At 56.3% G+C, this 24,105-nt stretch carries 16 protein-coding genes; 13 read left to right on the forward strand and 3 right to left on the reverse strand.

Translation table 11 applies throughout. From position 1 onward, the window contains the following. The first annotated feature begins 48 nt into the window (after nucleotides 1–48). The 8 genes from rho to JIN78_RS12290 all read left to right on the forward strand — a co-directional run bounded on the left by rho (nucleotide 49) and on the right by JIN78_RS12290 (nucleotide 15,122). Nucleotides 49–1,944 carry a transcription termination factor Rho gene (rho, locus tag JIN78_RS12255; RefSeq protein ID WP_200392267.1) on the forward strand — a complete coding sequence of 632 codons (1,896 nt, stop codon included), beginning with the start codon at nucleotides 49–51 and terminating at the stop codon, nucleotides 1,942–1,944. 521 nt (nucleotides 1,945–2,465) lie between these two features. Then, nucleotides 2,466–4,559 carry a hypothetical protein gene (locus JIN78_RS12260; RefSeq protein ID WP_200392268.1) on the forward strand — a complete coding sequence of 698 codons (2,094 nt, stop codon included), beginning with the start codon at nucleotides 2,466–2,468 and terminating at the stop codon, nucleotides 4,557–4,559. Nucleotides 4,560–4,598: 39 nt separating this feature from the next. Then, the gene (locus JIN78_RS12265) at nucleotides 4,599–5,633 is read left to right on the forward strand and encodes a ribonuclease D (RefSeq protein WP_200392269.1); all 1,035 of its coding nucleotides are present in this window, start codon (nucleotides 4,599–4,601) and stop codon (nucleotides 5,631–5,633) included. Nucleotides 5,634–5,762: 129 nt separating this feature from the next. Further along, on the forward strand, nucleotides 5,763–8,342 hold the full coding sequence (gene gyrB / locus JIN78_RS12270; protein ID WP_200392270.1) for a DNA topoisomerase (ATP-hydrolyzing) subunit B: 2,580 nt from the start codon (nucleotides 5,763–5,765) through the stop codon (nucleotides 8,340–8,342). A gap of 35 nt (nucleotides 8,343–8,377) precedes the next feature. Beyond that, nucleotides 8,378–11,005, forward strand: coding sequence for a DNA gyrase subunit A (gyrA, locus tag JIN78_RS12275; protein ID WP_200392271.1), 2,628 nt, complete (start codon nucleotides 8,378–8,380; stop codon nucleotides 11,003–11,005). Between the two features lie 99 nt (nucleotides 11,006–11,104). After that, nucleotides 11,105–12,214: a permease gene (locus JIN78_RS12280; RefSeq protein WP_200392272.1), complete on the forward strand. Its 1,110-nt coding sequence runs from the start codon at nucleotides 11,105–11,107 to the stop codon at nucleotides 12,212–12,214. A 78-nt stretch (nucleotides 12,215–12,292) separates the two neighbouring features. Beyond that, the gene (locus tag JIN78_RS12285) at nucleotides 12,293–13,777 is read left to right on the forward strand and encodes a DUF1800 domain-containing protein (RefSeq protein ID WP_200392273.1); all 1,485 of its coding nucleotides are present in this window, start codon (nucleotides 12,293–12,295) and stop codon (nucleotides 13,775–13,777) included. A gap of 19 nt (nucleotides 13,778–13,796) precedes the next feature. Further along, nucleotides 13,797–15,122, forward strand: a complete 1,326-nt coding sequence (locus JIN78_RS12290) for a DUF1501 domain-containing protein (RefSeq protein WP_200392274.1) — start codon at nucleotides 13,797–13,799, stop codon at nucleotides 15,120–15,122. Nucleotides 15,123–15,127: 5 nt separating this feature from the next. On the opposite strand, the gene JIN78_RS12295 is transcribed toward JIN78_RS12290, so the two are convergent. Genes JIN78_RS12295 through JIN78_RS12305 form a run of 3 tightly spaced genes read right to left on the reverse strand, consistent with a single transcriptional unit; the run spans nucleotide 15,128 to nucleotide 18,052 of the window. Continuing rightward, nucleotides 15,128–15,886 (reverse strand): MIP/aquaporin family protein, encoded by a 759-nt coding sequence (locus tag JIN78_RS12295; protein ID WP_200392275.1) that lies wholly within the window; start codon nucleotides 15,884–15,886, stop codon nucleotides 15,128–15,130. Nucleotides 15,887–15,900: 14 nt separating this feature from the next. Continuing rightward, a complete protein-coding gene (locus tag JIN78_RS12300; RefSeq protein WP_200392276.1) occupies nucleotides 15,901–16,860 on the reverse strand; it encodes a hypothetical protein in 960 nt (319 codons plus the stop codon). A 7-nt stretch (nucleotides 16,861–16,867) separates the two neighbouring features. Further along, complete coding sequence (locus JIN78_RS12305; protein WP_267907066.1) at nucleotides 16,868–18,052, reverse strand: GTP-binding protein; 1,185 nt, start codon at nucleotides 18,050–18,052, stop codon at nucleotides 16,868–16,870. A gap of 586 nt (nucleotides 18,053–18,638) precedes the next feature. Here JIN78_RS12305 and JIN78_RS12310 point away from each other — a divergent pair. The 5 genes from JIN78_RS12310 to arsB all read left to right on the forward strand — a co-directional run bounded on the left by JIN78_RS12310 (nucleotide 18,639) and on the right by arsB (nucleotide 23,745). After that, on the forward strand, nucleotides 18,639–20,045 hold the full coding sequence (locus tag JIN78_RS12310; protein WP_200392278.1) for a hypothetical protein: 1,407 nt from the start codon (nucleotides 18,639–18,641) through the stop codon (nucleotides 20,043–20,045). Between the two features lie 109 nt (nucleotides 20,046–20,154). Further along, nucleotides 20,155–21,468, forward strand: a complete 1,314-nt coding sequence (locus tag JIN78_RS12315; protein WP_200392279.1) for a glycosyltransferase — start codon at nucleotides 20,155–20,157, stop codon at nucleotides 21,466–21,468. A gap of 44 nt (nucleotides 21,469–21,512) precedes the next feature. Next, nucleotides 21,513–22,277, forward strand: coding sequence for an NAD-dependent epimerase/dehydratase family protein (locus JIN78_RS12320; RefSeq protein WP_200392280.1), 765 nt, complete (start codon nucleotides 21,513–21,515; stop codon nucleotides 22,275–22,277). A gap of 61 nt (nucleotides 22,278–22,338) precedes the next feature. Further along, nucleotides 22,339–22,641: an ArsR/SmtB family transcription factor gene (locus tag JIN78_RS12325; protein ID WP_200392281.1), complete on the forward strand. Its 303-nt coding sequence runs from the start codon at nucleotides 22,339–22,341 to the stop codon at nucleotides 22,639–22,641. 57 nt (nucleotides 22,642–22,698) lie between these two features. Next, on the forward strand, nucleotides 22,699–23,745 hold the full coding sequence (gene arsB / locus JIN78_RS12330) for an ACR3 family arsenite efflux transporter (RefSeq protein ID WP_307833002.1): 1,047 nt from the start codon (nucleotides 22,699–22,701) through the stop codon (nucleotides 23,743–23,745). Nucleotides 23,746–24,105: the final 360 nt, after the last annotated feature.

The raw sequence follows: 24,105 nt of genomic DNA on the forward strand, positions 1-24,105 counted from the left end.
GCCATCAGACTTTCTTTTTCCAATCGTTTCCATTTTCCAACGAATCTCATGATATCCCTCGTGTTAACTGGCGGTGTCGCCAGTGGTAAATCCAGTCTGGCCAAGCTCTTATCCGATCGGGTGGAGAATCTCCTTCTTTTCGATTGTGATGCGGAGGTGGGGCAGCTTCTGACTGAGGAGGCCGTCTTGCGTGAAATCCGGCAAAAATTGGGTGAAGGTTGTTTCCAAGGGGATGAACTCGACAAAGCGGCAGTGCGCAAACTCGTTTTTGCCGATCCTTCTGCCCGCAAGAGCCTGGAGGCCATCCTTCATCCCCGGGTTCGGGAGAGCCTGGGAGAGGCGACCCGTAGGGGGATCCGGGAGGGCGCCGATGTTCTCCTCGCCGATATACCCCTCTATTTTGAGACCGGGTGGAAAGTGGATAATCGGGGAGTGCTCGTCACGGCTTGTCCGCGGGACACTCAAAAGGAACGCTTGCTGGCCCGGCCCGGTCTCGAGGAAGACACCGCCGAAGCGATCCTAAACAGTCAATTGCCTTGGGAAACCAAAGTGGATTCGGCTGATCAAGTTTTTTGGACCTCCGGCCAATGTGAGTTTCTGGTCGAGCAGGTGGATGTTTTTGTTGAAAAGCTGCAAGGGCGCATTGCCCATGACCGGGAGAAGAGGGGGCCACAATGTGCCATCGAAGTGCCGCCCGTGACGGATCTCAACGAGATTCGCAAACGTCCCCTTAGCGAATTGTTGGAGCAGGCCGAGGGGCTGGGGGTGCGCAATACCGGCGCGGAAAGGGGCAAACTGATTTTTGATCTCGTCTGCAAACTCGGGCAGTTCGGTAGCGATTTGCAGGCCACCGGAGTTTTGGAGCAGGCCAAAGGAAAATTCGCCATGCTCCGTGATGCCGGACGGAGTTTTCGGGCCGGCCCCGACGACGTGTATCTCGGTGCTCATTATCTCGAGGAGTTCGGCCTTGGGGAGGGAAACGAGGTCACCGTGCGGGTGCGTCCGCCCCGTGGCCGAGACAATTATCTTTCCGCTCACGAGATCCTCGCCATCGAAGGAAAGCCAGCCCGGCAATTCGAGGCTGGACCCGATTTTGAAGAGCTGACCTCCGAATTCCCGCAGGACCGCTTCCACCTTGAAACACGTTCCGAGGATGATTTGGCGGTGCGTTTGGTCGATTTGGTGGCACCCCTGGGGCGAGGGCAGCGCGGCTTGATTGTCGCTCCTCCCCGGGGAGGCAAAACGGTTTTGTTGAAGCAAATCGCCCGGTCCATTCAAGAGAACCATCCCGAGAGCAAGCTCATCATTCTCCTTCTTGATGAGCGGCCGGAGGAGGTGAGTGATTTTGAGGACACCGTTGAGGCGGAGGTGATCAGCTCGACTTTCGATGAAAGCACCAAGCGTCATGCCCAGGTCGCAGACATGGTCCTGACCCGGGCGCGCCGCATGGTCGAGAATGGCGATCATGTTGTCATTCTGCTCGATAGTCTCACCCGCCTGGCGCGAGGATACAACAATGCGGCCAGCGGGGGACCCATTGGTTCAGGCGGCGTGAACCCTAATGCGCTGGCCAAAGCGCGCAAGTTTTTTGGCGCGGCGCGAAACGTCGTCGATGGGGGGAGCCTGACCATCCTGGCGACCTGCCTAGTGGAGACGGATAGCCGCATGGACGATGTCATTTTCGAGGAACTGAAAGGCACGGGAAACATGGAAATTCGTTTGGACCGGGAATTGGCCGAGCGACGGGTCTTCCCGGCCATTCACATTCACCAAAGCGGCACCCGGAATGATGACCGGCTTTATCATCAGGAGGAGCTGCCCCGCGTTATCGAGTTGCGCCGCCAGCTCGCCGCCATGCCGGTGGGAGAAGCGGTCGAACTCCTCATGCGCCAGCTAAAGGGAACCGCCTCCAATGCTGAATTTTTGATGAAAGGTCTTCGTTGAAAGAAAGATGGGCCCTGTTTTGTCATGACTAAAACTTACTAGAAATGAATAAAATGAGAAAAAATTTGCCGAAGAGGGGAGAATCCTCTTGCAGCATCATTTTAAAAACGAGAGATTTCTTCGGTATGCGAAATTTCGTCGGATCAGCTTGCACTTCCGTCCTCTTGGGATTGGTGGCTACCTCGTCAGCGGTGCCCCAAATCTCCGTCCTGAATGACCGCCAATATCGGGCGACCGGACCAGACGGCTTTGAGTATCGGGGAGGCTCTTTTTGGTTTATTATTTATGATGGAAATGCCCGTTCGAACGTGGAGTGTCCCAGTTTGCCAGCAGGGCCTGGTCTGGTTCCTTATTTTCCAGGTGCAATCCCTTGTCCTGCCGGGCACAATGCCTTCCTGACCCGTCGGTTTGGAGACCGGGACCGCGATGTGGTTAACCAGTGGCACCGCTTGGGGGCGGTTGACGAGGCTTCCCGCATCCCCGCCCGTCTTCCGGAATATATTCGCTTGGTGGCTGGCCCTATGAACGACTTTCCCCGCCCCTTGGATGGTGCGTTTTCGGATCGTTCCACTTTGGTTCTGCACGACCTGCAGTCGGCTTCCTTCCGCGAAAAGGATGCCACTCGCTACGAATATGTGCGCGAGTATCTCGTCTATGATGCCGATACCAATGGCGATGGCGTGCTGACCGCTCGCGAACGTGCCGCGCGCGCGGAACTGGCTGATGAAGAAGAAGTCCGCCATTTGCGGGAGACCATCATTTACACCGGTAATTCCAACGGTTACCTCTTCACTTATCCCATCCGCACGTGGATTGAGGCCAATAAGGACCGCTCTCCGGTTTATGCTCCGCTCGATGAGATCGCAGTGAACCAGCTTCAGCTGATTGAGGCTTATCCAGGGATTTCGAGCCGCGCCGGGATCACCAACGTGAAGACTGGTTTCCGCTTCCAGAATCTTTCCAATTTCGGGACCGATTACGACGGCGATCCCGCAGTTCTGATGGATTACCGCCTCCCCGGCTCAGTTTTCTGGACAGGAAACAATTCCTCCAATTTGATTTCGGGCTTGGATGATGCCTTCTTGAAGGTTTTCGAGAACCGCTATGACTTCAATGGTGTCCCTGTCTCCTACGCGGGAGGGGATCGAATCCAGTTTTCTGAGTTAGAGCTGGGAGAAGAGCCGGGCGATCCCGTGATCATCACCGCTCCCTTGCGTCTCGACCAGGAACCGCTTTCCCCGACCTACGGGATCTACGGTCTTGGCGGACACGGCTTGGAGGGTGGCGAAGAAATTTATCTCTACGAGACCGGTATTGCCGGCCTTGATGGGGGGCGCTTCTACGTCAACCTCAATAGTGATGTGGAAGATTTCGATGCCAATACTCAGGTGGAGCTTTTTGTCGACGAAGGATTGACCATTCCCTTCACTTTGGAAGCCATTCCGGATGGCACTTTCGGTGAGGTGGTCCCCTTGGGTGGAACGCCCATTCCCGGTATCACTATTACACCTGCTATCGATGCCCCGGTTGTCATCACCACTGCGGATCCTCATGGATTGGTCGATGGTGATGTTGTGGAGATCGTAAACACCGGATTGACCAAGTTTGAAGAGCAATTGTTCTTCGTGGGCAATGCCACGGATACCACCTTTGAGCTCTATGTGGATGAAGAGCTCAGCGAGCTCTTCGTTTACGAGGCTCTTCCTGACCCTACCGCGTTGTCGGAAATTGTGGCTGTGGGCGCGGGGACGGATCAAGAGACCCGATACCTCAAGACCTTCCAAGGTGATTTTGTCCGTGGAGCAGTGGTTTTGGGTTCCGAGCAGAACGATTTCGAGTTCCCGATTTGGCCCTTCCCCTTCGTTGACCAGAACTTCGGGGGTCAGATGATTCTGCCCGGCGTTTATGACCGCGGCTACGAGTTCCCCGACGTCGCTTTCCGCCTCTTCTTTAATACTCCGCTCGGTGCGCAGGCTATCGGGAACATTTCCGGCGACAAGCCGCGCAATGACCTCATAATGCGGCTGCGCTTCGCCCGGGGAGTGGCTACCGCCGACCTTTCTGGAGCGCAGGCTCTCGTTCCTGGTGATTTGAGTCGTCGTGATTTCGAAGTTGAGCTTTGCTTGGTTGACAGTCTGCAAGGCGCGCTCAAGTCCCTGCAGTCATCCAATACGGCCAAATCGGATGCAGGAGCGAGTGGAGAAGCTGGTTTCGAGATTGAAGCGGACCTTGATGGTGACGGACAGAGCAACTTGTTCGAGTTCGCCTTCGACGCGACTGCTGAACTGGGTTCCTCCGAATCTCCCCTGGCTGATGCTTCGACCCAGGTGAATGCTGAAGTTGACGTCACGATTGATGGCGCAACCGGTCTCTGTGAGTTGTCCGTGATGAAGCGCCCCGGCGTGCGGGAAACGATCGAGTATTACTTCGAGCAAATTCTGCCCGACGGCACAGCGGTTGAGATTGAGCCCGACGTCGAAGGTTCGGTCTGGAAGACAGTGAAGTGTGATGACAACCTTTCCTACAAGGTGGTTAGCACTGAGCCTGTTTCCGGTTCTTCGTTCTTCCGCGCTTGCGCCCGGGTCAATCCCTTCGAGAACGAGGTCATCAAATAAGCTTCCTCCTTACGCTTCGATATTTTGCCCGATCATCTCGTGTCTGAGCCTGTCGTTTGGGGTTACGACGAAGCGTTATTAGAATCTGAGCTGCTCGGTCTCGATCTCGAGGCCGACAGCCTTTTTCGTTATAGCGAACGCATTTGTCTCATCCAGCTCACTGATGGTGAAAGGGGGGTCCTAGTGGACCCTTTGGACGCGGATATCAGTGAACTCGCCAATCGTTTACTGAGTCGCCCTCTCTGGTTGCATGGAGCCGATTACGATATGGCTCTCATGCGGCAAGGTTGGGGCGGGGTGCCTCCCGAGGTTTGGGATACTCAGATTGGGGCTCGCCTCATCGGCTGCCGACGCTTTGGCTATGCCAATCTGGTAGAAGAGTTTTTTGGGGTGACCCTTCCCAAGGGTTCACAAAAAGCCGATTGGGGGCAGCGTCCTTTGCCCGACAAAATGGCTCAATATGCCTTGAATGATGTCAAATACCTCATTCCCATGGCACGGAAAATCGTCGCCCGTCTGCGGGAATTGGGTCGCTATGAGTGGTTCGTGGAAAGTTGTCAATGGGACCGACAACGGGCTCTGGAAAGGCCGACCAGTCGGGAAGATGCCTGGCGGATCAAGGGTTCGGGCAAGCTGGACCGAAAGACCCTGGCTTATCTGAAGGAGCTTTGGACTTGGCGGGAGAAGGAGGCGGAGGCTTGGAACCGTCCGAGCTTTATGGTGGCTGGCAATAAGGATTTGCTGGCTTGGAGCCTTGCTGGGGCGAGTGGAGAGCGGCTGAGTCTCGGGCGCATGCGCTCCGATCGCCGTCGCCGCCTCTTGGAAGTGGTGGCCAAGGTTGCCGAAATTGACGAGTCTGATTTCCCTGAAAAAATCAAGGGTCCCCGTCGGGTGCGGGACCGGGAGCGAGAAAAGAGGGTGGAGGATTTGTTGCAGCGGCGGGAAAAACGGGCTGCCGAGCTCGATCTTGACCCCTCGGTGTTGGGTGCTCGGGCCAGCTTGGAGGCTTTTGCTGCTGGTGATGATTCCAAGTTGATGGAGTGGCAGAAGAGAGTGTTGGATTTGACTCTCTGAAGGGAGGCGAACAAGGTTCCGTCTGGCTGGGGAGTTCGCTTTTCGTTCGGCCGGGAGGGCTTTTTTTGACGCAGATTCGCGGAAAGAATCTTGTGTGCAGGTCCACAATTTCAGAACCTAATCGCCTCTATGGCTCAAGGCGAGGAAAGCGAGAAAGACGAGGGTTTGACCCCCTCGGAGGAGGCGAACACCGGAGTGGGTTCCGATCAGGAATACGGAGCTTCCCAGATCGACAAACTGGAAGGTTTGGAGGCGGTGCGGAAGCGTCCCGGCATGTATATCGGCGATCCCGATATCCGGGGTTTGCACCACTGTGTGTTCGAGGTGCTCGACAACTCTATCGACGAGCATTTGGCCGGTTATTGCACGACGGTCGGGGTGACCATCAACGCCGATGGCTCGGTTTCTGTTTCCGATGACGGCCGGGGAATTCCGGTCGATATGCACCCGAAGTTCAAGATGCCAGCAGTGGAGCTGGTGCTCACCAGCTTGCATGCGGGTGGCAAGTTCGGGCAAGGGGCTTACAAGTATTCCGGCGGTTTGCACGGGGTGGGGGCAAAGTGCGTCAATGCCCTTTCAGACTGGTTCAAAGCCGAAGTTCATCGTGATGGCAAGGTTTATGCCATTGAGTTCGAGCGGGGAAAAACGACCAAGCCGCTGGAGGTGGTGGGGGAAGTGGGCCCTCAAAAAACCGGCACCATCATCACTTTCTATCCCGACGCGACGATCTTCGTCGATACCATTTCTTTCGAGTTTGACCGCCTGGCGACCCGTCTGCGCGAGCTGGCTTTCCTGAATCCCGGTCTGACCATTGAGTTGGAGGACGAGCGCCCGGGCTCGGCCGAGAAGACCACCTTCTTTTACGCCAAGGGCATCGAGGAATTCGTGCAGCAGCTGGGGGAGAGCAAGACCCTGATTCACGAAGAGCCAGTGGTGCTGAAGGGGAAACGTGATGTTGAGGTGGACTACGATGGCAAGGTCACCCGCGATGATGTCTTCGTGGATGTGGTTTTCCAATACAACGACAGCTACAACGAGCAGATTCTTTGCTTTGCCAACTCCATTCCCAATGCCGACGGGGGCACTCACTTGACGGGCTTCCGCGGCTCCTTGACGCGGGCCATCAACCAGTATTCGCGAGCCAACAAGTTGCTCAAAGAGAAGGATCCGAATCTTTCGGGGGAGGATGTCCGAGAGGGCATCGTGTGTGTGATTTCGGTGAAGATGCCGAACCCGCGTTTCAGCTCGCAGACCAAGGATAAGTTGGTCAATGCCGAGATCGAAGGGGTGGTCAACTCGGTGGTTTACGAAGGCTTGCAGGCCTATTTTGAAGAGAATCCCAACTTGGCAAAAATCATCGTCGACAAGGCGGTGAATGCGGCGCGGGCCCGGGAAGCGGCTCGCAAGGCCCGCGAAACGGTGCGCAAGTCGGTGATGTCTGGAGGCGGATTGCCTGGAAAGCTGGCGGACTGTTCGGAGCGCGATCCGGCCAAGAGCGAGATTTACATTGTGGAGGGTGATTCGGCCGGCGGTTCGGCCAAGTCGGGCCGCAACCGGACCACGCAGGCCATCCTTCCGCTGCGGGGTAAGGTCATCAACGTGGAGAAAGCCCGCTTGCACCGCGCGCTGCAAAATAAGGAAATCCAGGCCATGATCACAGCCATCGGGGCCGGGATTGGCGATGGCAATCAAGAGGGAGCCTTCAACTTGTCCAAAGTGCGCTACCACAAGGTCATCATCATGACCGATGCCGATATCGACGGGGCCCACATCAAGACTCTTCTCTTGACCTTCTTTTGCCGTCACATGCCGGAGCTGGTGAAGGCCGGCTATCTCTACATTGCGCAGCCGCCACTCTACAAGGTGACGAGGAAGAAGCGGGAGGAATACGTGGCGGATGACGCCGCCCTCAACAGCATCCTCATCAGCCTCGGTTCGGAGGATGTGGCCATTCGCAAATATGGGAGCGAGGACGTTCTGGAGGCCGGTTTGCTCAAGGAAATCCTCGAGCACCTGGCCAATCTCCATCGTTACGTCTCCATCGTGGAGGGGCATGGCGGGGACTTCCGCACGCTCCTGAGTAAACGGGAAAATGGCGCTTTTCCCCAGTTTTTGGTGCGGGTGCGCACCGGAAATGAGGAAGAGGTCCTCTACTTTGCCACTGAGCGGGATTTGTTGCACTATGCCGAAGAGAACCGGGATTTACGGCTTTTCGGAGAGCAGCTCAGCGAGGAAGAAGATAAGGCTTACAAGGAAAAATATGAAGGGGCGATGCGCCGCGCGGTGAAGAAAGAGTTGCATGAAGTGCATGCCATCGAGCGCATTTTGGCCCGGGTCAATGAACTCGGTTTGGATACCGAAGTGTTTTATGCTGACGACGAGCCACTCTACGAGCTGATCGACGGCGAGGGAGAGGATGCCGAAGTGGTGCCCCTCTTCAGTCTCTTTGAGATCCTTTCCCGCATCCTGGAGGTGGGCCGAAAAGGGGTTCACATTCAGCGATTCAAGGGTCTCGGGGAGATGAACGCGAAGGAGCTTTACACCACCACCATGGACCCGGATCACCGCGTTCTTTTGCAGGTTCGCCTGGATGAGGACAACCAGTTGGAAGCGGACAAGATGTTCGATGTCCTGATGGGGGACGTGGTCGAGCCCCGCAAACGCTTTATTGAGGACAATGCTCTCAATGTGCGCAACCTCGATGTTTGAGATAACTTTTTACTACTAGATTTTTTCGTAATTCAATGGCTTCTGACGAAATCAAAAGAGTGAATGTGGCCGACGAGATGTCGGGTGCCTTCCTTGACTACTCCATGTCCGTGATCGTGTCGCGGGCATTGCCGGATGCACGTGATGGCCTCAAGCCGTCGCAACGGCGCATTCTTTACGCAATGCACAACGACCTTTCCCTCACTCCGACCAAGCCGTATTTGAAGTGCGCGCGCATCGTGGGGGACACCATGGGTAAGTATCACCCCCACGGCGACAGCGCAATTTACTCCACCTTGGTCAACATGGCCCAACCTTGGAGTCTCAAGGAAACGCTGGTCGATGGGCAAGGGAACTTCGGCTCGGTGGAAGGCGACGCCGCAGCGGCGATGCGATACACCGAGGCCCGCATGACTCACATGGGGTCGGCCATGATGATCGACCTCGAGAAGGAGACGGTCGATATGACCGACACCTACGATGAGCGCTCGGTGGAGCCCACCGTTTTGCCCGCAGCCATTCCCAATCTTCTCGTCAATGGGGGCACGGGCATCGCGGTCGGCATGGCGACCAATATCCCGCCACATAACTTGGGAGAAGTCATCGATGGGGTGTGTGCCCGTATTGACAATCCCACCATCTCGCTGGACGAGATGAAGCTCATCATTAAGGGACCGGATTTCCCTATGAAGTGCCAGATCCGGGGCACCAAGGGCATCGACAGCTACTTTGCCTCCGGGCGAGGTAGTGTGAAGATGCGCGGTGAAATCGAGATTGATGAAAAGGACTCCGGGGCCGCCATCCTGACCATCACCCAAGTGCCCTTTGGCGTGAACCGTGCCACCCTGCAGCAGCGGATCGCCGAATTGGTGCGGGAGAAAATCCTCACTGATATCTCGGGCATGCGTGACCTGTCCGACGAACAGACCCGGATTGAGATCACCCTCAAGCGTGATGCCCGTCCGCAAGTGGTGGTCAACCAGCTTTTCAAGCTCACCGCCCTCGAGACCTCCTTCGGGGTCAATATGCTGGCCATTCACGAGCGTCGCCCCAAGCAATTGGGACTGCTCGATGCTCTCGATGCCTACATCGAGCACCGTCGCGAAGTGGTCATCCGCCGGACCCGCTACCTTTTGCGCAAAGCGGAAGAAAAGGCCGAGAGCCTAGAAGCCTTCCTCCTCGCTCTGGGGCATCTCGACGATTTCATTCGCATTATTCGCGAGTCCAAGAATCGCGACGAGGCGCGCGTGCGCCTGAAGGCTTACGATTTCTCCACCGCCACTGCCGAGCAGCTGGGCATTCTCATCCGCTCCCAGCCCTCGGTGCGCGGCGATCGCTACGTCTTTACCGATCGGCAGGTCAATTCTATCCTGGAGCTCCGTCTTTACCAGCTCACCGCGCTGGAGCAGGACAAGGTCAAGGGCGATTACGACGATATCCTGGTCGCCATTAAGGACTTCCTCGACATTTTGGGCAGTGAGCAGCGGGTGCTTGGCATCATCAAGGACGAGCTCCTGGCCATTAAGGATAAGTTCGCCACTCCGCGCTTGTGCGAAATCGTGCCCGACGATGGGGACATCGCCATTGAGGACCTCATCGCCAATGACGGCATGATTGTCTCCCTCAGTCACCGGGGCTACATCAAGCGCACCGCCGCCAGTGAATACCGGGTGCAGAGTCGCGGGGGCAAAGGCATGCGGGGGATGGAGACCCGGGGAGCCAATGATGACGAAGATGATTTCGTGGAAACTCTCTTCAGTGCCGGGGCCCACGACTACCTGCTCTTTTTCACCAATACGGGGCGCGCCTATGTCGAACGGGTCTACGAATTGCCCGAGGGTTCGCGTGCCTCCAAAGGCCGCAACATCAAGAACGTGCTCAATCTTCAGGCGGAGGAAAAAGTGGCCACGGTCCTGCGGGTCGAGCGCCTGCTCAATGAGCGGGGTGAGGACGAGACCTTTGCCGAGGGCAAGGGCTTTGTCTTCTTTGCCACCCGGTCGGGCAAGGTGAAGAAGACCCCGCTCTACGATTTCCGCAATTTCCGCAAGGATGGCATCATCGCTATCAAGCTGGAAGAGGATAACGAGCTCATTGGAGTGCGCCTCACCACGGGTAGCGACGAGGTGATTCTGGCTACCCATCGGGGATTGAGTTTGCGCTTTGACGAAACCCAGTCCCGCAGCATGGGACGCACCGCCGCCGGGGTGGCGGGCATCAAGCCGGTGGGCGATGACTTCGTGGTCGGCCTGGCCCTGGTGGATGAGGAATCAACTCTTCTCGTGGCCAGCGAAAACGGGCTCGGCAAGCGCACCGCCTTCGAAGAATACCGGCTCCAATCCCGTGGGGGCAAAGGCATTATCACAATGAAGGTGACCGATAAGACCGGCCCGGTGGTCGGCTCTCTGGCAGTCAAACCGGAGGACGAACTCATGCTCATGACCAATGGGGGTCTCTCCATCCGCATCAAAGTGGACCAGGTCCGCGAAACCGGCCGCAGTGCCCAGGGGGTCAAGTTGCTCACCTTGAAAGAGGGAGAAAAGCTGCAGGGCATCGCCCGCGTGATTCCCGATGCCGATAGCTCGCTCGAAGAAGAGGGGGAGAGGGAACCTGCTGATGAGGCCGCTAGCGATGCTCCTGAAGAAGGTGCGGGAAGTGAGGAGTAGGCGGTGAGACCAGGGGCTTTCCGAATGAGGAGGGCGGGAGTGACCGTTGCCCCCGCTCTCATTCCTTGACTCGTCGGTCAGCAGCCGTAGGTCTTGGCCATGGCGTGTGACTGTGGGGATGAGGCCCGGGAAAAAGAAGCGGATTCCTGTTGTGGAAGCTCCCAAGCGAGCGAAAGCGGCTGTTGCGGCGGAGGTCAGGGAGGGACTCGCTTGGATTGGCTCCTGTGGGGGTCACTGCTGCTGGTCGCTGCCGGAATGGCGGGTCATTTGCTAGGTGGCGGGCCCCAGTGGTGGCACACCTTTAGCCACGGGATCTGGGAGCTGATGGTGAAGGCCTGGTGGGGAATTCTCATCGGGATCGCGGCCGTTGGGATCTTGGGACAAGTGCCCAAGGAGGTGGTCGCGGGCTTACTCGGCCGGGGCGGCAGTTTTTCGGGAATCTTGCGCGCGACCTTTGCGGGAACTCTGCTGGATTTGTGCAATCACGGCATCCTGATGGTGGGGATGCAGCTTTACCGCAAGGGGGCCTCTCTCGGCCAGACGGTTGCTTTTCTCGTCGCCAGTCCTTGGAACTCCCTGTCTTTGACCTTGATTTTGATCGGTTTGATCGGCTGGCAGTGGACGCTCGTTTTCATCGTCCTCTCGATGCTGATCGGCATTTCAAGCGGGTTCGCCATCGACCGGCTGGTAGCGGCGGGTCGCTTGCCGGCAAATGAGAATGAGGTGGTGCTGGCAGAGGATTACCGTCTCGGGGACGGACTTCGTGAGGGGTGGCGGAATGTCCGCCCGAGTTCGCGTAATCTCGGAAAAATGGTGCGCACCGGGCTGAGCGAGTCGCGCATGATTTTGCGTTGGATTTTCTTCGGTTTCGTCCTCGCTGCCGCCATTCGGGCCTTTGTCCCCACCGGGGTTTTTGAGCAGTATTTTGGCCCCACTCTGGTCGGCCTCCTCCTCACTTTGGTAGCGACCACAATCTTGGAAGTGTGTTCCGAGGGCTCCAGCCCCATTGCCGCGGACTTGCTGAACCGGGCCGCTGCGCCGGGGAATGCCTTTACTTTTCTCATGGCCGGAGCGGCGACCGATTATACCGAGATAATGGCCTTGCGGGAGACCACTCGATCTTGGAAAGCAACCTTGGCGCTGCCTCTTCTCACCACTCCGCAAATTCTCGTGGTCGCTTGGATTCTCAATCAGTCGGCGGCGTTTTAACTAGGTGACCCGCCCGGTAAGGAGGATTTTTGCGAGATGCGAGCAACCACTGGCGTAGTTGGTGGTTGAATGAAGGCGATGGACGAGATTTCTGATGACTGGACTAAGGAGGAGGCCGCGCATTTGCTGAATCGGGCGGGTTTCGGAGGCACTCCGCAGGAAATCAACAAGTTCCATCAGCGGGGACGGTATGCGGCGGTGGATTGGCTGCTGGAGGCTCGCAATACCAAGAACTTTGAGCCCCTCGCGTGGACCAAGGTGCCGGGCGAAAAGCTCTTGGCCGATTTCCAGGAACAGCAGAAGGAGCTGCGAGCCTTGGATGGCAAAGAGCGCGAGCTGCTGCGCCGGGAGCAGAACCAGGAGCGCAATCGCACCTACCGCGAGCAATCACGGTCCCTGGTCGGGCAGTGGATCAATCGCATGATTCGCACCGAGGCTCCACTCACCGAAAAGATGATGCTTTTCTGGCACGATCACTTTCCGGTGAGTAGTCAGAAGGTGCGTTTTGCCAAATTGCTCTGGATGCAGCAGGAGCTGTTTCGCAAAGAAGCCCTCGGTAATTTCGGCCGCCTCACTCACGGGATCGCCCAGGACCCGGCGATGATGATTTATCTCGATTCTGTGCAATCGAGTAAAAGGAAACCCAACGAGAACTTCGCCCGTGAGCTGTTGGAACTCTTCACTTTGGGAGAAGGTCATTATAGCGAGGAAGATATCAAGGAGGCGGCCCGGGCCTTCACGGGCTATCGCCTGGAGCGCTATTCTGGCAAAGTCCACTTCCAGAAGCGGCAGTGGGATGAGGGGGAGAAGACCATCCTCGGCAAGACGGCAAAGTTCGATGGCGCGGGCGTGGTCAGTCACGTCCTCACCCATCCCCGCTGCGGCCAGTATCTCGCGGGCAAGTTGTGGCGGTTTTTTGCTTACGATAATCCTTCCGAGGAACTCATCTCGCGCTTGGGGCAGCTCTTCACTGCGCAAAATTACGAGCTGCGTCCGCTTCTGCGGGAAATCTTCCTAAGCCCCGAATTCTACACGGCGCAGGCCCTGCGCTCCCAAATCAAGAGCCCCATCGACTACCTGGTGATGATGCACCGTCAGTTGGAGTTGCCCGCCATCGATCCGCTCGTCAGTGAGCAGGTGCTCAAGCAACTGGGGCAAGTTCCCTACGACCCGCCCAACGTCGCGGGTTGGGATTGGGGGCAGGCTTGGGTCAATACCAATACCCTGCTTTCCCGCTATCATCTCGCCGGAATCGTGACCGGGGTCGGGGGCGATCCCGCGATGATGACCGGCGGCAAAGGGCGGCCTTTCCTCAATCGCGGACTGCAGAAAAAGCTGCGCCAGCCGGACTTCGAAAAATTGGTGCCCCGTGAGATGAGGAAAGAGATATCTTCTCTCGTCGACGACTTGGCCTTTCGCCTCTTTCAAAGCCCCTTGTCGGAGAAGAACCGCACCGCCTTCGAGAGTTATGCCCGTGCCAAAAAGGGCGCCGTCTTTACCAACACCGAGGTGGCCGAGCTGGTTCACCTCATGATGTCCACCCCCGCTTATCAATTAACCTGAACCTTGTAGAACTTGAGTCATGAGTGATTATTTCAAAACGCGCCGCGAATTCCTGCGCACCGGCATCTGGGGAGCCTCCGCCTCCTGGACCTTGCCCCTTTTTTTGCAGCGGACCTTTGGCGAGATCGACGTCGCTTCCCGCGATTTGGCCGTGCAAGCGGCGAGTGGCAAGGATGATGAAATCCTGGTCGTGCTCCAAATGGCTGGCGGCAACGACGGTCTCAATACCCTCGTCCCCTTTGGCGATGAGGAGTATCACAAAGCTCGTCCGACCCTGGCCAAAAAGGAGAAAGACCTTATCCGCCTCACAGATGGGCTCGGTCTCAATGACAACCTCAAGGCCCTCGGAGGACTCTACGATGAGGGTGAGCTCGCGATCGTGCAGGGAGTTGGCTACCCGAATCCCAACCGCTCGCACTTTGTCTCCACCACCATTTGGGAAACTGCCGATCCCGCCGCCCGCTCCAACACCGGCTGGCTGGGACGCTACTTCGACAATCAATGCGAAGGTAGCGATCCCATGATCGGCGTCAGTCTGCGCAAGACCCAGCCCGAGTCCTTTGGCGCACAGCAGAATCCCGGCATCAGCCTTTCCGCCCCTGAGCTCTATCGCTGGATTCACGGGGGAGACAATCTCTCGGAAGCGCAGGAAGCCTTCGCAGGGCTCAATGCTCCCGCCATGGGCCTGGAGGAGGGAATGGCCGAACTCGCCGCCGGGGACTCCATCAGCGAGGTCGGCGCGCCCGGCACCGTGGTGGGCGAGGACAATGCGGCCTATCTGGAACGCGTCGCCCTCAATGCCCAGGTCAGCTCCGAGGAAGTGGTCAAGTTGGCTCGCAAGCACAAATCGCAGGCCAACTACCCGGGCACCCAGTTGGGGCAGAGCCTCGGTCTGGTCGGGCGCATGATCGCCGGAGGCATGCCCACCCGGGTCTACTACGTCAATCATGGTGGCTTCGACACCCACCGCCAGCAGGAGGGTCGCCACGACCAGCTCCTGGGCCAGATGGACGACGCCTTGAAGGCCTTTTTCGCCGATCTCAAGGCGCAGGGGAACTACCAGCGGGTCACCGTGATGACCTTTTCCGAGTTCGGCCGCCGCGTGGGGGAGAATGCCAGCGCGGGCACCGACCACGGGCAAGGTTCCTGTCTCTTTGTGGCGGGTGGGGGCGTCAAGGGCGGCCTTTACGGTCAATATCCCAGCCTCACTGATCTGAGCCGGGGCGACCTCAAGTTCACCACCGATTTCCGCAAAGTCTACGCCACCCTTCTTGACGGTTGGCTCAAGACTGATTCCCAGAAGATTCTGGGGAAAAAATTCGCAGGGCTGGGCTTTTTGGGATAGCGGTTCTACCTTGGTGTCGGAGGATGTTTGGCTAACAGGCCTCCACCGATGGCACCCAGACAGGGTGCGAGGAGGTAGACCAGCCACCAGCTCGCGCCATTCACTTGAAAGGGCAAGCGGCCCCACCCCGCGAGAGAAGAAAAAAATCGTGGTGCCAAGTCTCGGGCAGGATTGAATCCGGCCATCGAGAAAGGAGCGAAGAGGCTGATGAGAACAGTTAAAGTCATGCCAATTGCCAAGGAGAGAAACCACGGCGGGAAAGGAGGACGACGTTTGTCGGTGAGGAGAAAAATCACGAAAGCCAGTAGGCCGGTTCCGAGAAACTCGGCGAGTGCCGCCGTTTGAGTGCTGATCGAAGGGCTATGAAATTCCCCGAAAATGCGAGCTGTCTGTTCACTTCCCTGCTCGCTCCGTTGAATGCCTATCCTGTTTTCATAAGATGCCAACGGTTCGTGAATGAGAAGATACAGAACAGTAGCCGCTAGAAATGCTCCCAAAAATTGCCCGGCCAGGTAGAGAGGGAGATGCTTTTTATCAAGCTCTCCCGCGCAACAGAAAGCTAGCGAAATGGCGGGATTCAAGTGGGCACCACTGAGCGGAGCGGCTAGCAGAATCGCGATCATGAGTCCTAAACCCCAGATAATGGCGATGGCGAAAAGGTCCCCGAAAGAGTCGAAAATGACCGAACCTGCGACTGCCCCACAGCCAAAGAATACAAGTAGAAAGGTTCCGAGAACTTCTCCGCTGATGATTGCGCGTTTCATTCCTCGGAGTTCTATTAGCAGCAAGCTCCGCCAGCTTGAAAGTAAACCATTTCACTCTTGGAGTTGATCCAAGTGGTGAATTCGATATCGAGAGGCAGGATTTGGGAGCGCGCGTCGGTGGGGACAAAAGTGAGCACCCCTCGTGCGGCGAGCCGGGGGTAGATAGCGAGCTGCCACCACTCATCGAAGCCATAATTCGGCCACTGATTCGCTTTCACGGGAACCGGACGACAACCGGGGAGCTCGACCAATTTCGGCATGGTGCCCCGGCGATTGTGCCAGATGAAGGCCTCCATCCATTGGCGAATCGCGACTCCTCCTCTGGCTCCCATGTGACCACCGAGGAGGGGGCGGTAGGCCACATTCTCACGGATAGGGGCATTGTAGTAGCCGGGCACCCGCCACAGCGAGAGTTCGCTCTCGTGCATGGCGTGGGTGCGGGCCAGCTCTTCTTCTGCAAAGCGAATCCGGTCCGTGTCCATAACGGTGATCAGCTTGCCGCGTTCAGCGAGGGCGAGAAAGCGCCAGAAGCCCCCTGGACAATAGCGCTGCGAAGAACTTTTCATGTGCTGAACCTCAAAGCCGGCCTCGGTGAGGGGGGCGATGAGAAAGTCGAGATCGGCAGCCAGATAGACTCGAAAGCAGACCTCCGGATGCTTCCGGGTCAGTGCGGGGCCGTGGAGCAGGAGAGGCTCGACATAGCTCTCGTAGGGATCAAAGCGGCGCACCAGTCCCCAGCGCCGCGCCTGGGTGAGACGCTGCCAGGTGGGGGTGACGAGGTCGGGTTGATCCGCGTTCACATTCTTCCAAAAGAGGGTCATGGTCACAATGTGGCGACGACCCCGTTGCCGATTGTAAACTTTGGAGACGCCGAGCATTTCTTCGAATTCGGCTCGCTCACCCGTGGTGACCTCCTGCTCATACTCTTCCAGTTGATCGTCGGTGAGATAGGGAAAGATTTGCGTCCAAGACATGGCTCTTTCAGTGGGCTTTGGAAAATGAGTGGCTGGTGGCGGCGAGGCGATGGGTGGGCTGGGGCTTTCCGGGCTGGAAAAAGGACTCCTGTTGCCAATTGAGAGTCAGATCGTCGCTTTCGAGGAGAGCTTCGCGCACGATTTTCTGTAGCTTCTCCGCTTCGCCCTCGGCGCGGAGATTGATGAGAAGGTTTCCCTTTTGCAGAGGGGCGCCCAAGGCTCGGGAGAGAACAGGCTCCTCTTCGGCGAGCACTTGATTGACCACCGCGAGGGCAGACGCGGCGGGCTCTTCTGATTGGAGAGACATCTTGAAGTGGGCAACTTCCATGTCGGCTTGGGAGAGGCTGTGGGCAATCTTCCGCGCCTGGGCGAGGAGCCACTCGTCGCCCGACCACTCTGCATTGGCGGAGACCTCTAGGGAGGCGTTATACCATCCCAGTAGGGCCTCGCCATAGGCATAGCGATCATAGTCAATCTCCAGCACCTCGGCGCCCTCGCGGGGCGAAAGGGCGGGGAGGTCGTCTCCGGCCCAAGAGTGCAGCCAGTCTGCCACGCCATCCCCTTCACGAGCCGAGCCCGGAAAAATCAGTTTATCGGGGAAGCGTTCGCGCAGGGCCTCCAGCAGGCTTTGCTGCTCTTCGGCGGTGAGCCGATCACATTTGTTCAAGAAGAGGACATCGGCTTCTTCAATTTGTTTGCGAAAGATATAAGTCACCTCTTTGGCAAAGCCCTTCTTTCGGCCCGTTGTGGCCGGGCGGAAAAGTGATTGGGCCCGGCGGGAGTCGAGAACAGCGGTGAAGGGGGCCAGCCGCACCTCCATCCGATAGATTTCCGCGAGAGGGAGTAGGACCGTGGCCCGCAGGTCGGTGCAACTGCCCACCGGCTCGCAGAGGAGCACATCGGGGCGCAGATTGGTGGCGAGCTCCCGCACGGTGGCCACCAGAGAATCCAGTTGGCAGCAGAAGCAAGCTCCGGTGACCTCACCCACCGCCGCCTCGCTAGTGGACAACCGGGCCATGGCGCTATCGACCAATCCCTCGGACTGGTCATTGGTCACGATGCCGCAGCGCAAGCCTTGGCGGCCCAGTTGCTGCACGGTTTCGGTTATCAAGGTCGTCTTGCCCGCACCCAAAAAGCCTCCGATTAAGATAAGGCGGGGAGGGTGGGGGTTAGAGGTAGGTAAGGAAGTCATTGCAGCAGAGGTCGTAAGTGGTGTAGTTAACAATTACTGATTGTTTTTCTGAAAATCAGTGTTGACGTTTTTTTTTTTTTTTTGACAAGTATTAAAGCGCTCGAAAGAGAGGGAGCATTCGCTGTTGAGCGGAGTCTGATTTCTCCGGGCATCTTGTAGAAACGGAATTTTAAGAAGAAGAAAACTGATGAAACGCCGAAGCTTTATTCGCCAATCCATGGTCCTTCCCGCCCTCGCTGCCTCTCCCCTGGCTCTCTCCGGTCTCGTCAATGCTGCTGGAGGAGGTGGTGGAACCACGACGAGTGATACAACAGATACGACTTGGACGGAAACGACTGTAGATACGACGCTTGAGACGACAACTATATGTGAAGGTGGTCTTGATATGAAGGCGATTTATGATGAAGAGACGGGGGCGTATATGTGGCATGAGTGTCGACCGAAGTCGTTTTACGGGGATGGAGAATTTTGTATGGTCTATTGTGAAGATCATAAAAGTGATGGATCGGTTGATAGAATACCAATACCGTGTCAGGAAGATTCATATCAAATATGCAGGATAATTTGATTTAGTGGATGATTTGTTATGAATCGATCTTTTGTATTAAATAAAATTGGCAAAATTAGCGTCTCTTTTTTTTTGTTGGCGTTAATTTTAATGCTGGTCAGTTTGTTTTATAGGCCCTCTGATGAGGTCGAAAACACGCCGGAAGAAACGAGTTCAAGGATGTCTTCTTCCATTAAATCCTCAGAGGAATTAAACCGCCTACAGAAAAGTGAATCAGCACAGTCACGTATTTCGATGGAACTCGAAAGAATCCGGAATGAGAGAGACTTCAAGTATTATGCTAGTGCAAATGAATTTAGAGAGGAGGTAAAAAATATATTGGCGAAATCAAGATCCTCAAAGAGCCCCAATGGGCAGATTGATTGGGAAATTGTCAACGCTTTTCGTAAGGCTGGTCTTCCTTTGCTTGATTTGGTGGCTGTGGGTAAAGATCTCGTGTCAGATGAAGGTGGGTATGAGTTCCGCGACCAGATAGTCGCAGGTTTGGCGGAAAAATTTGCGATGAGGGGGTTGGGAGCCCTAAGTGAAGTGGGAGATATGAAAAAGCTTTTAGATGATGAATTTGAGAAGAGAGTTCTATTTGCGGGTCTGGACGGTTATTTGAATGGGGCGGGTTACTCCGATCCTGAATCTGATAAGGAATTGTATGTCTACAAGAAGAATCAAGTTCTTGACTTCTTGAGTGAGGTGAAGAGTCAAGGGGTTTTGCTTATTGATGATTATAGTAGCGTGATTAATTCGTTAAGAAGGGAATCGATTGATTATTCTTTTGCGTCTAAATTGCTAGGCGAAAGTATAGATATTAGGTCTAATGAAGAAGTGCAGAAAGGTCTGTTTAAGATTCTAGATGATAACGGTAAAGTTAAAATGTTGTCTTCTTTTTTGGAGAACGATGTGCCTCTTTATCTCAATGGAGATACTTTGGAGATGGTGTCTAAAGTTGAGGAGATGGCTCCCGATGTTTTCAATGAAATGTTGGAAGATGATAGGTTTTCGGGCAAGTTAAAAACTGCGTTGAATCTTAGTAGAGCTCAAAGCGAGCTAGAACGTGGGAACCTCCAAGAGGCTAACGCCTTCTTCCAGAGTATTGTTAAAAGTGAAGATATTATAAACAAATTTCGGTCCGATTCTGTATTCAGTGAGATTAAGCAGGCTCTTGTTCGTGAAAACATTCGCCAAAATCCGACTATTACTGCGGACTTAATTATTAGTGGGGGTTTCGGATCTGATATGAGTATAATAGAATCTGCTGTCCCCCAGTGGTTTGAAAGTGATTCTGAGTCGTTGAGGACATGGTATGAGGATGAGAATCAAAGCCTTTCGCTGGAGCAACGAAAATATTTCGCTACCGCTTTTTCAAGAATCGCGGCAAGCATTAGTGATTATGAACTCGCTCAAGCTTGGAAAGAGATGGCTGATGATTAGTGTCAATTCTAAAGTGATTTTACTATTGATGTGGCATTTGGTTTGAGATTGGGAGATGTCTAGGTTAATAGGAGATTGTGGTCTCGATAGTCAATCGATAACCCTTGCTATGAGCACTGACGCACAAGGGTTCGGCTACAATGCCACACTGATTGCCAGTATTCTGCGCCGGACGGAGCGTCCGGTCTGGGTGAAATGCTACACGCGGGGCTTCTCGCAGGAGTCGTTTGAGACCGGACGTTTGCGGGTGGATTTCATGGAGGCGACGGAGGAGGTGACGGGGAACTTTCCTCCCCACGTTCCGGTGGCGGTGTTCGATCGACTGCGGGTGATCGAGGATGCCCCGGAGTGGGACCGCTGTCTGGTGGTTGATCACGATATGGTTTGTCTCTCTGACTTAGGCGAGTATTTCGATGAAGACTTTGAGGGAAACCTGCTCATGGGGCGCTTATTTGGTCCGGGAAATACGCTGGGCCTCCAGATGGAGCGCCGGGGCGGCTTGCCCGAGGAGTTGGCTCAGGCAGCGGATCATCCTTACTTCTTTATGGGGCCGATGATGAATCTGGCTCTGATGCGGGAGGAGGGGACTTGGCAGAAGATTTTGCAGGCCCATGAACTGATGGGGCAGGAGGAGCAGCTCGCCCTGACCGCAGCGACGGGAGGACGGGTCAAGGGGGTGGACCGGAAGTGGAATCAGGTGCCGCAATGGGATGTCACGAAGAACGAGGAGGGCGAGATCGAGCAAGACCTGGAGTTGACCGGGATCATTCATTGGTCGGGCTGGTCCAAGCCTTGGCATCTGGCGAGTAAGAGCTGGCGCCCGGAAGTCTGGGAAGGGGAGCGTTGCAATTGGCCGACCTTGCGAGCGGGGGTCTGGGACAAGCCGCTACTCATTGATGCCGCCGGATCGCGTATCGAGGCCCTGCATCCCTGGATGAAGCGGGGCTGGCGTCTCGTCTTTCGCCGGGGCGAGCGGAGCCCTCTGCCGCCCTTGGCTGAGGATGCACCCCGGATGAGCGCGGAGAAGTTGGCCCAGCGGGAGGAGGGCTGGCATCGCTATCAGGATCGGCTGTGGCAGGAGCTCTGCACGCATCCTGATACGCAGGGGAGTGAGGAGCCCGAACGTGAGGACCCTGCGGCCGCTCTGGTCTTGATCTGTCGCACTCTCGAGCAGTTGGAAGAGATTTTGAGGGAGAGCGAGGAAGGGAGCCGGCCCCCCTATGTGGTGGTGCGGGAGAGTCTGGCGGGGGACAGTCCTGATCGTCTGGCAGGGCTGGGTTACCAGAGGCAGTGGGTGAGGAGCTACGATGCCGAGGGGGCCATTGGTCCGGGAGTTGATTATCGGGAGGGACCATGGGCTGACTCCTTGCCCGAGGAGCCGGAGCTATTGGGCTGGAACGGGAGCGGGGTGGCTAAGTGCTAGCGGGGTGAGGGGGAACTCGCGGTCGAGGTAGGAAAGGGTTGAAGATGAGAGTCTTGGTGACGGGTTCGGAGGGGTTTATCGGAAAGCACGTGGTGCGGGTGCTGCGTGAAGAGGGTCACGAGGTCTTGGAATTGGATCGGCTTCATCCTAAGGACCCACAGGATTTGCGCACCGTGGATTTGAGCTCTTACCCCTGTGAGGGCATCATCCATTTGGCGGCGACCAGTGCGGTGGCGCGCTGTGAGGAAGATGCGGTGGAGAACTGGGAGCAAAATGTGCTTTTGACCCAGCGGGTGGCTCGACATGCCGCTGCAGTGGGAGCCAAGCTGGTTTTTGCCTCCTCTGCCGCAGTCTACGGCGCGAGTGAAGGGCTGGTGGATGAGCAATCTCCGGTGCGGGCAGTGGGCAATTATGGTTTGGCCAAGTTGCTTTCGGAACAAATCGTGCGTGCTTGGGCTCCCCGCTGGGCGATCCTGCGCTACTTCAATGTCTTTGGTCCGGGGCAAAAGCAAGGGTTGCATGCACTCTTGGTGGCGGCGAAAGAAAGTTTCGTTGTTTATGGCGATGGCCTGCAGACGCGGGATTTCATCGCGGTCAAGGAAGTGGCCGAGATGACTGCGTGGGCGGCTACTTCCCGGTGGCAAGGGGTCTCGAACGTGTGTTCCGGACGGGGGCAGCGAGTGAAGGAGGTCATCGTGGACTGTCGTCCAGACCTCGAACTGCAGTATGAAGCGCCCCGGCCGGGCGAGATTCGCCATTCAGTTGGGCGGGGGAGGGGCCTTTTGGGCCAAGCTCTGGTTTGTCCTTGAAACGACTTTTCTCAAAATGGTCTTTGACAACGCGAAACTACTTGGCATTTTCGCCAAGTAAATGACGACCGTTTCCACCGCTCGACAGGTTGAGATCATCAAGGCCCTGGCCCACCCGGTGAGGTTGGAGATTGTGCAATCTCTCTCGCAGGGGCCTCGTTGTGTCTCGGATATCGTGGCTTCCTTTGACTGCGATATGTCGACCATTTCCAAGCATCTCACCCTTATGCGCAAGGCCGGATGGGTTTCCTGTGAGAAGAAGGGGCTGCAGGTTTACTACGAGTTGGCCTGCGACTGCCTCCCGACTTTTCTCACCTGCATTGCGGCCATTGACCGCGGAGCCTCCGATTCCTGTGGCTGCTGAGCCGGCGGGTTCACTCGAAATACTCAAATCATCATGTCTGACAAAGTTGCTTCCCGAATGTCGTTCCTAGACCGTTATCTCACGGCCTGGATTTTCGCTGCCATGGCGCTTGGAATCGTCATTGGTCGTTTCCTCATCGCCGATCCCGAGGCTTTTTTCCGGCCCTTTACGGTGGGCACGACCAATCTGCCGCTGGCCATCGGGCTCATCGTGATGATGTATCCGCCGCTGGCGAAAGTGCGCTACGGAGAGTTGCCCCGGGTCTTTTCCAATCCCCGGATCATCAGCATTTCACTGGTGCAAAACTGGATCATCGGGCCGGTGGTGATGTGGATTCTGGCGGTCTTATTGTTGCGGGATCAACCGGACTACATGGTGGGCCTCATCCTGGTGGGTTTGGCCCGGTGTATAGCGATGGTGCTGGTCTGGAACGACTTGGCGAAAGGCTCGTCGGAGTATGCCGCTGGTCTGGTGGCTTTCAATAGCATTGCCCAGATTCTTTTCTATGGCGCTTACGCCTGGCTCTTCATCACCGTCTTGCCTCCCTTGGTGGGGCTGGAAGGCGCGGTGGTCGATATCTCCATGGGGGAGATTTTTACCTCGGTGATGATTTATCTCGGGATTCCTTTCTTTGCGGGAATGCTCTCGCGGGTGGTGCTTACGCGGGTCAAGAGTGTGGAATGGTATGAAGGGGTGTTTCTACCACGTATTGCTCCGCTGACGCTGGTGGCCCTCCTTTTCACCATCGTGGTGATGTTCACCTACAAGGGCGATGCCATCGTGGAGCTGCCTCTCGATGTCCTGCGTATCGCCATTCCGCTGCTCTTGTATTTCGGCATCATGTTCTTCGTCAGTTTTGTGATGGCGGCGAAGCTGGGGGCGGATTATCCGCGCTCGGCCAGTGTGGCTTTCACCTCGGCGGGGAATAATTTTGAGCTTGCCATTGCGGTGGCCATCGCGGTCTTCGGCATCGATTCCGGGGTTGCTTTTGCGGCGGTGGTCGGGCCCCTGGTGGAGGTGCCTGCGCTCATTGGTCTGGTGCATGTTTCGCTGTTTCTGCGAAAGAAGATGTTTCCGGCAGAGGGGAGGTCGCTGGTTTCTTAGCGGCAGAGGGCATCTCATTTTTGACGCAGAGACGCAAAGACACGGAGGAACGCGGAGTTTTTTGAGAAAGGAAGAACTCTGTGAACCTCTGGGTCTCAGCGACTCTGCGACGGAAGAAGGGCGGATGGCGTCATATTTTTGACGCAGAGGCGCAAAGACACGGAGGAACGCGGAGTTTTTGAGAAAGGAAGAACTCTGTGAATCTCTGGGTCTCAGCGACTCTGCGACGGAAGAAGGGCGGAGGGCGTCTTATTTTTGACGCAGAGACGCAGAGACGCAAAGACAGGGAGGAGCGTGGAGTTTTTTGAGAAAGGAAGAACTCTGTGAATCTCTGGGTCTCAGCGGCTCTGCGACGGAAGA

Origin of the sequence: Roseibacillus ishigakijimensis (assembly GCF_016595415.1) — a bacterium.
GTDB classification, from domain to species: domain Bacteria; phylum Verrucomicrobiota; class Verrucomicrobiia; order Verrucomicrobiales; family Akkermansiaceae; genus Roseibacillus; species Roseibacillus ishigakijimensis.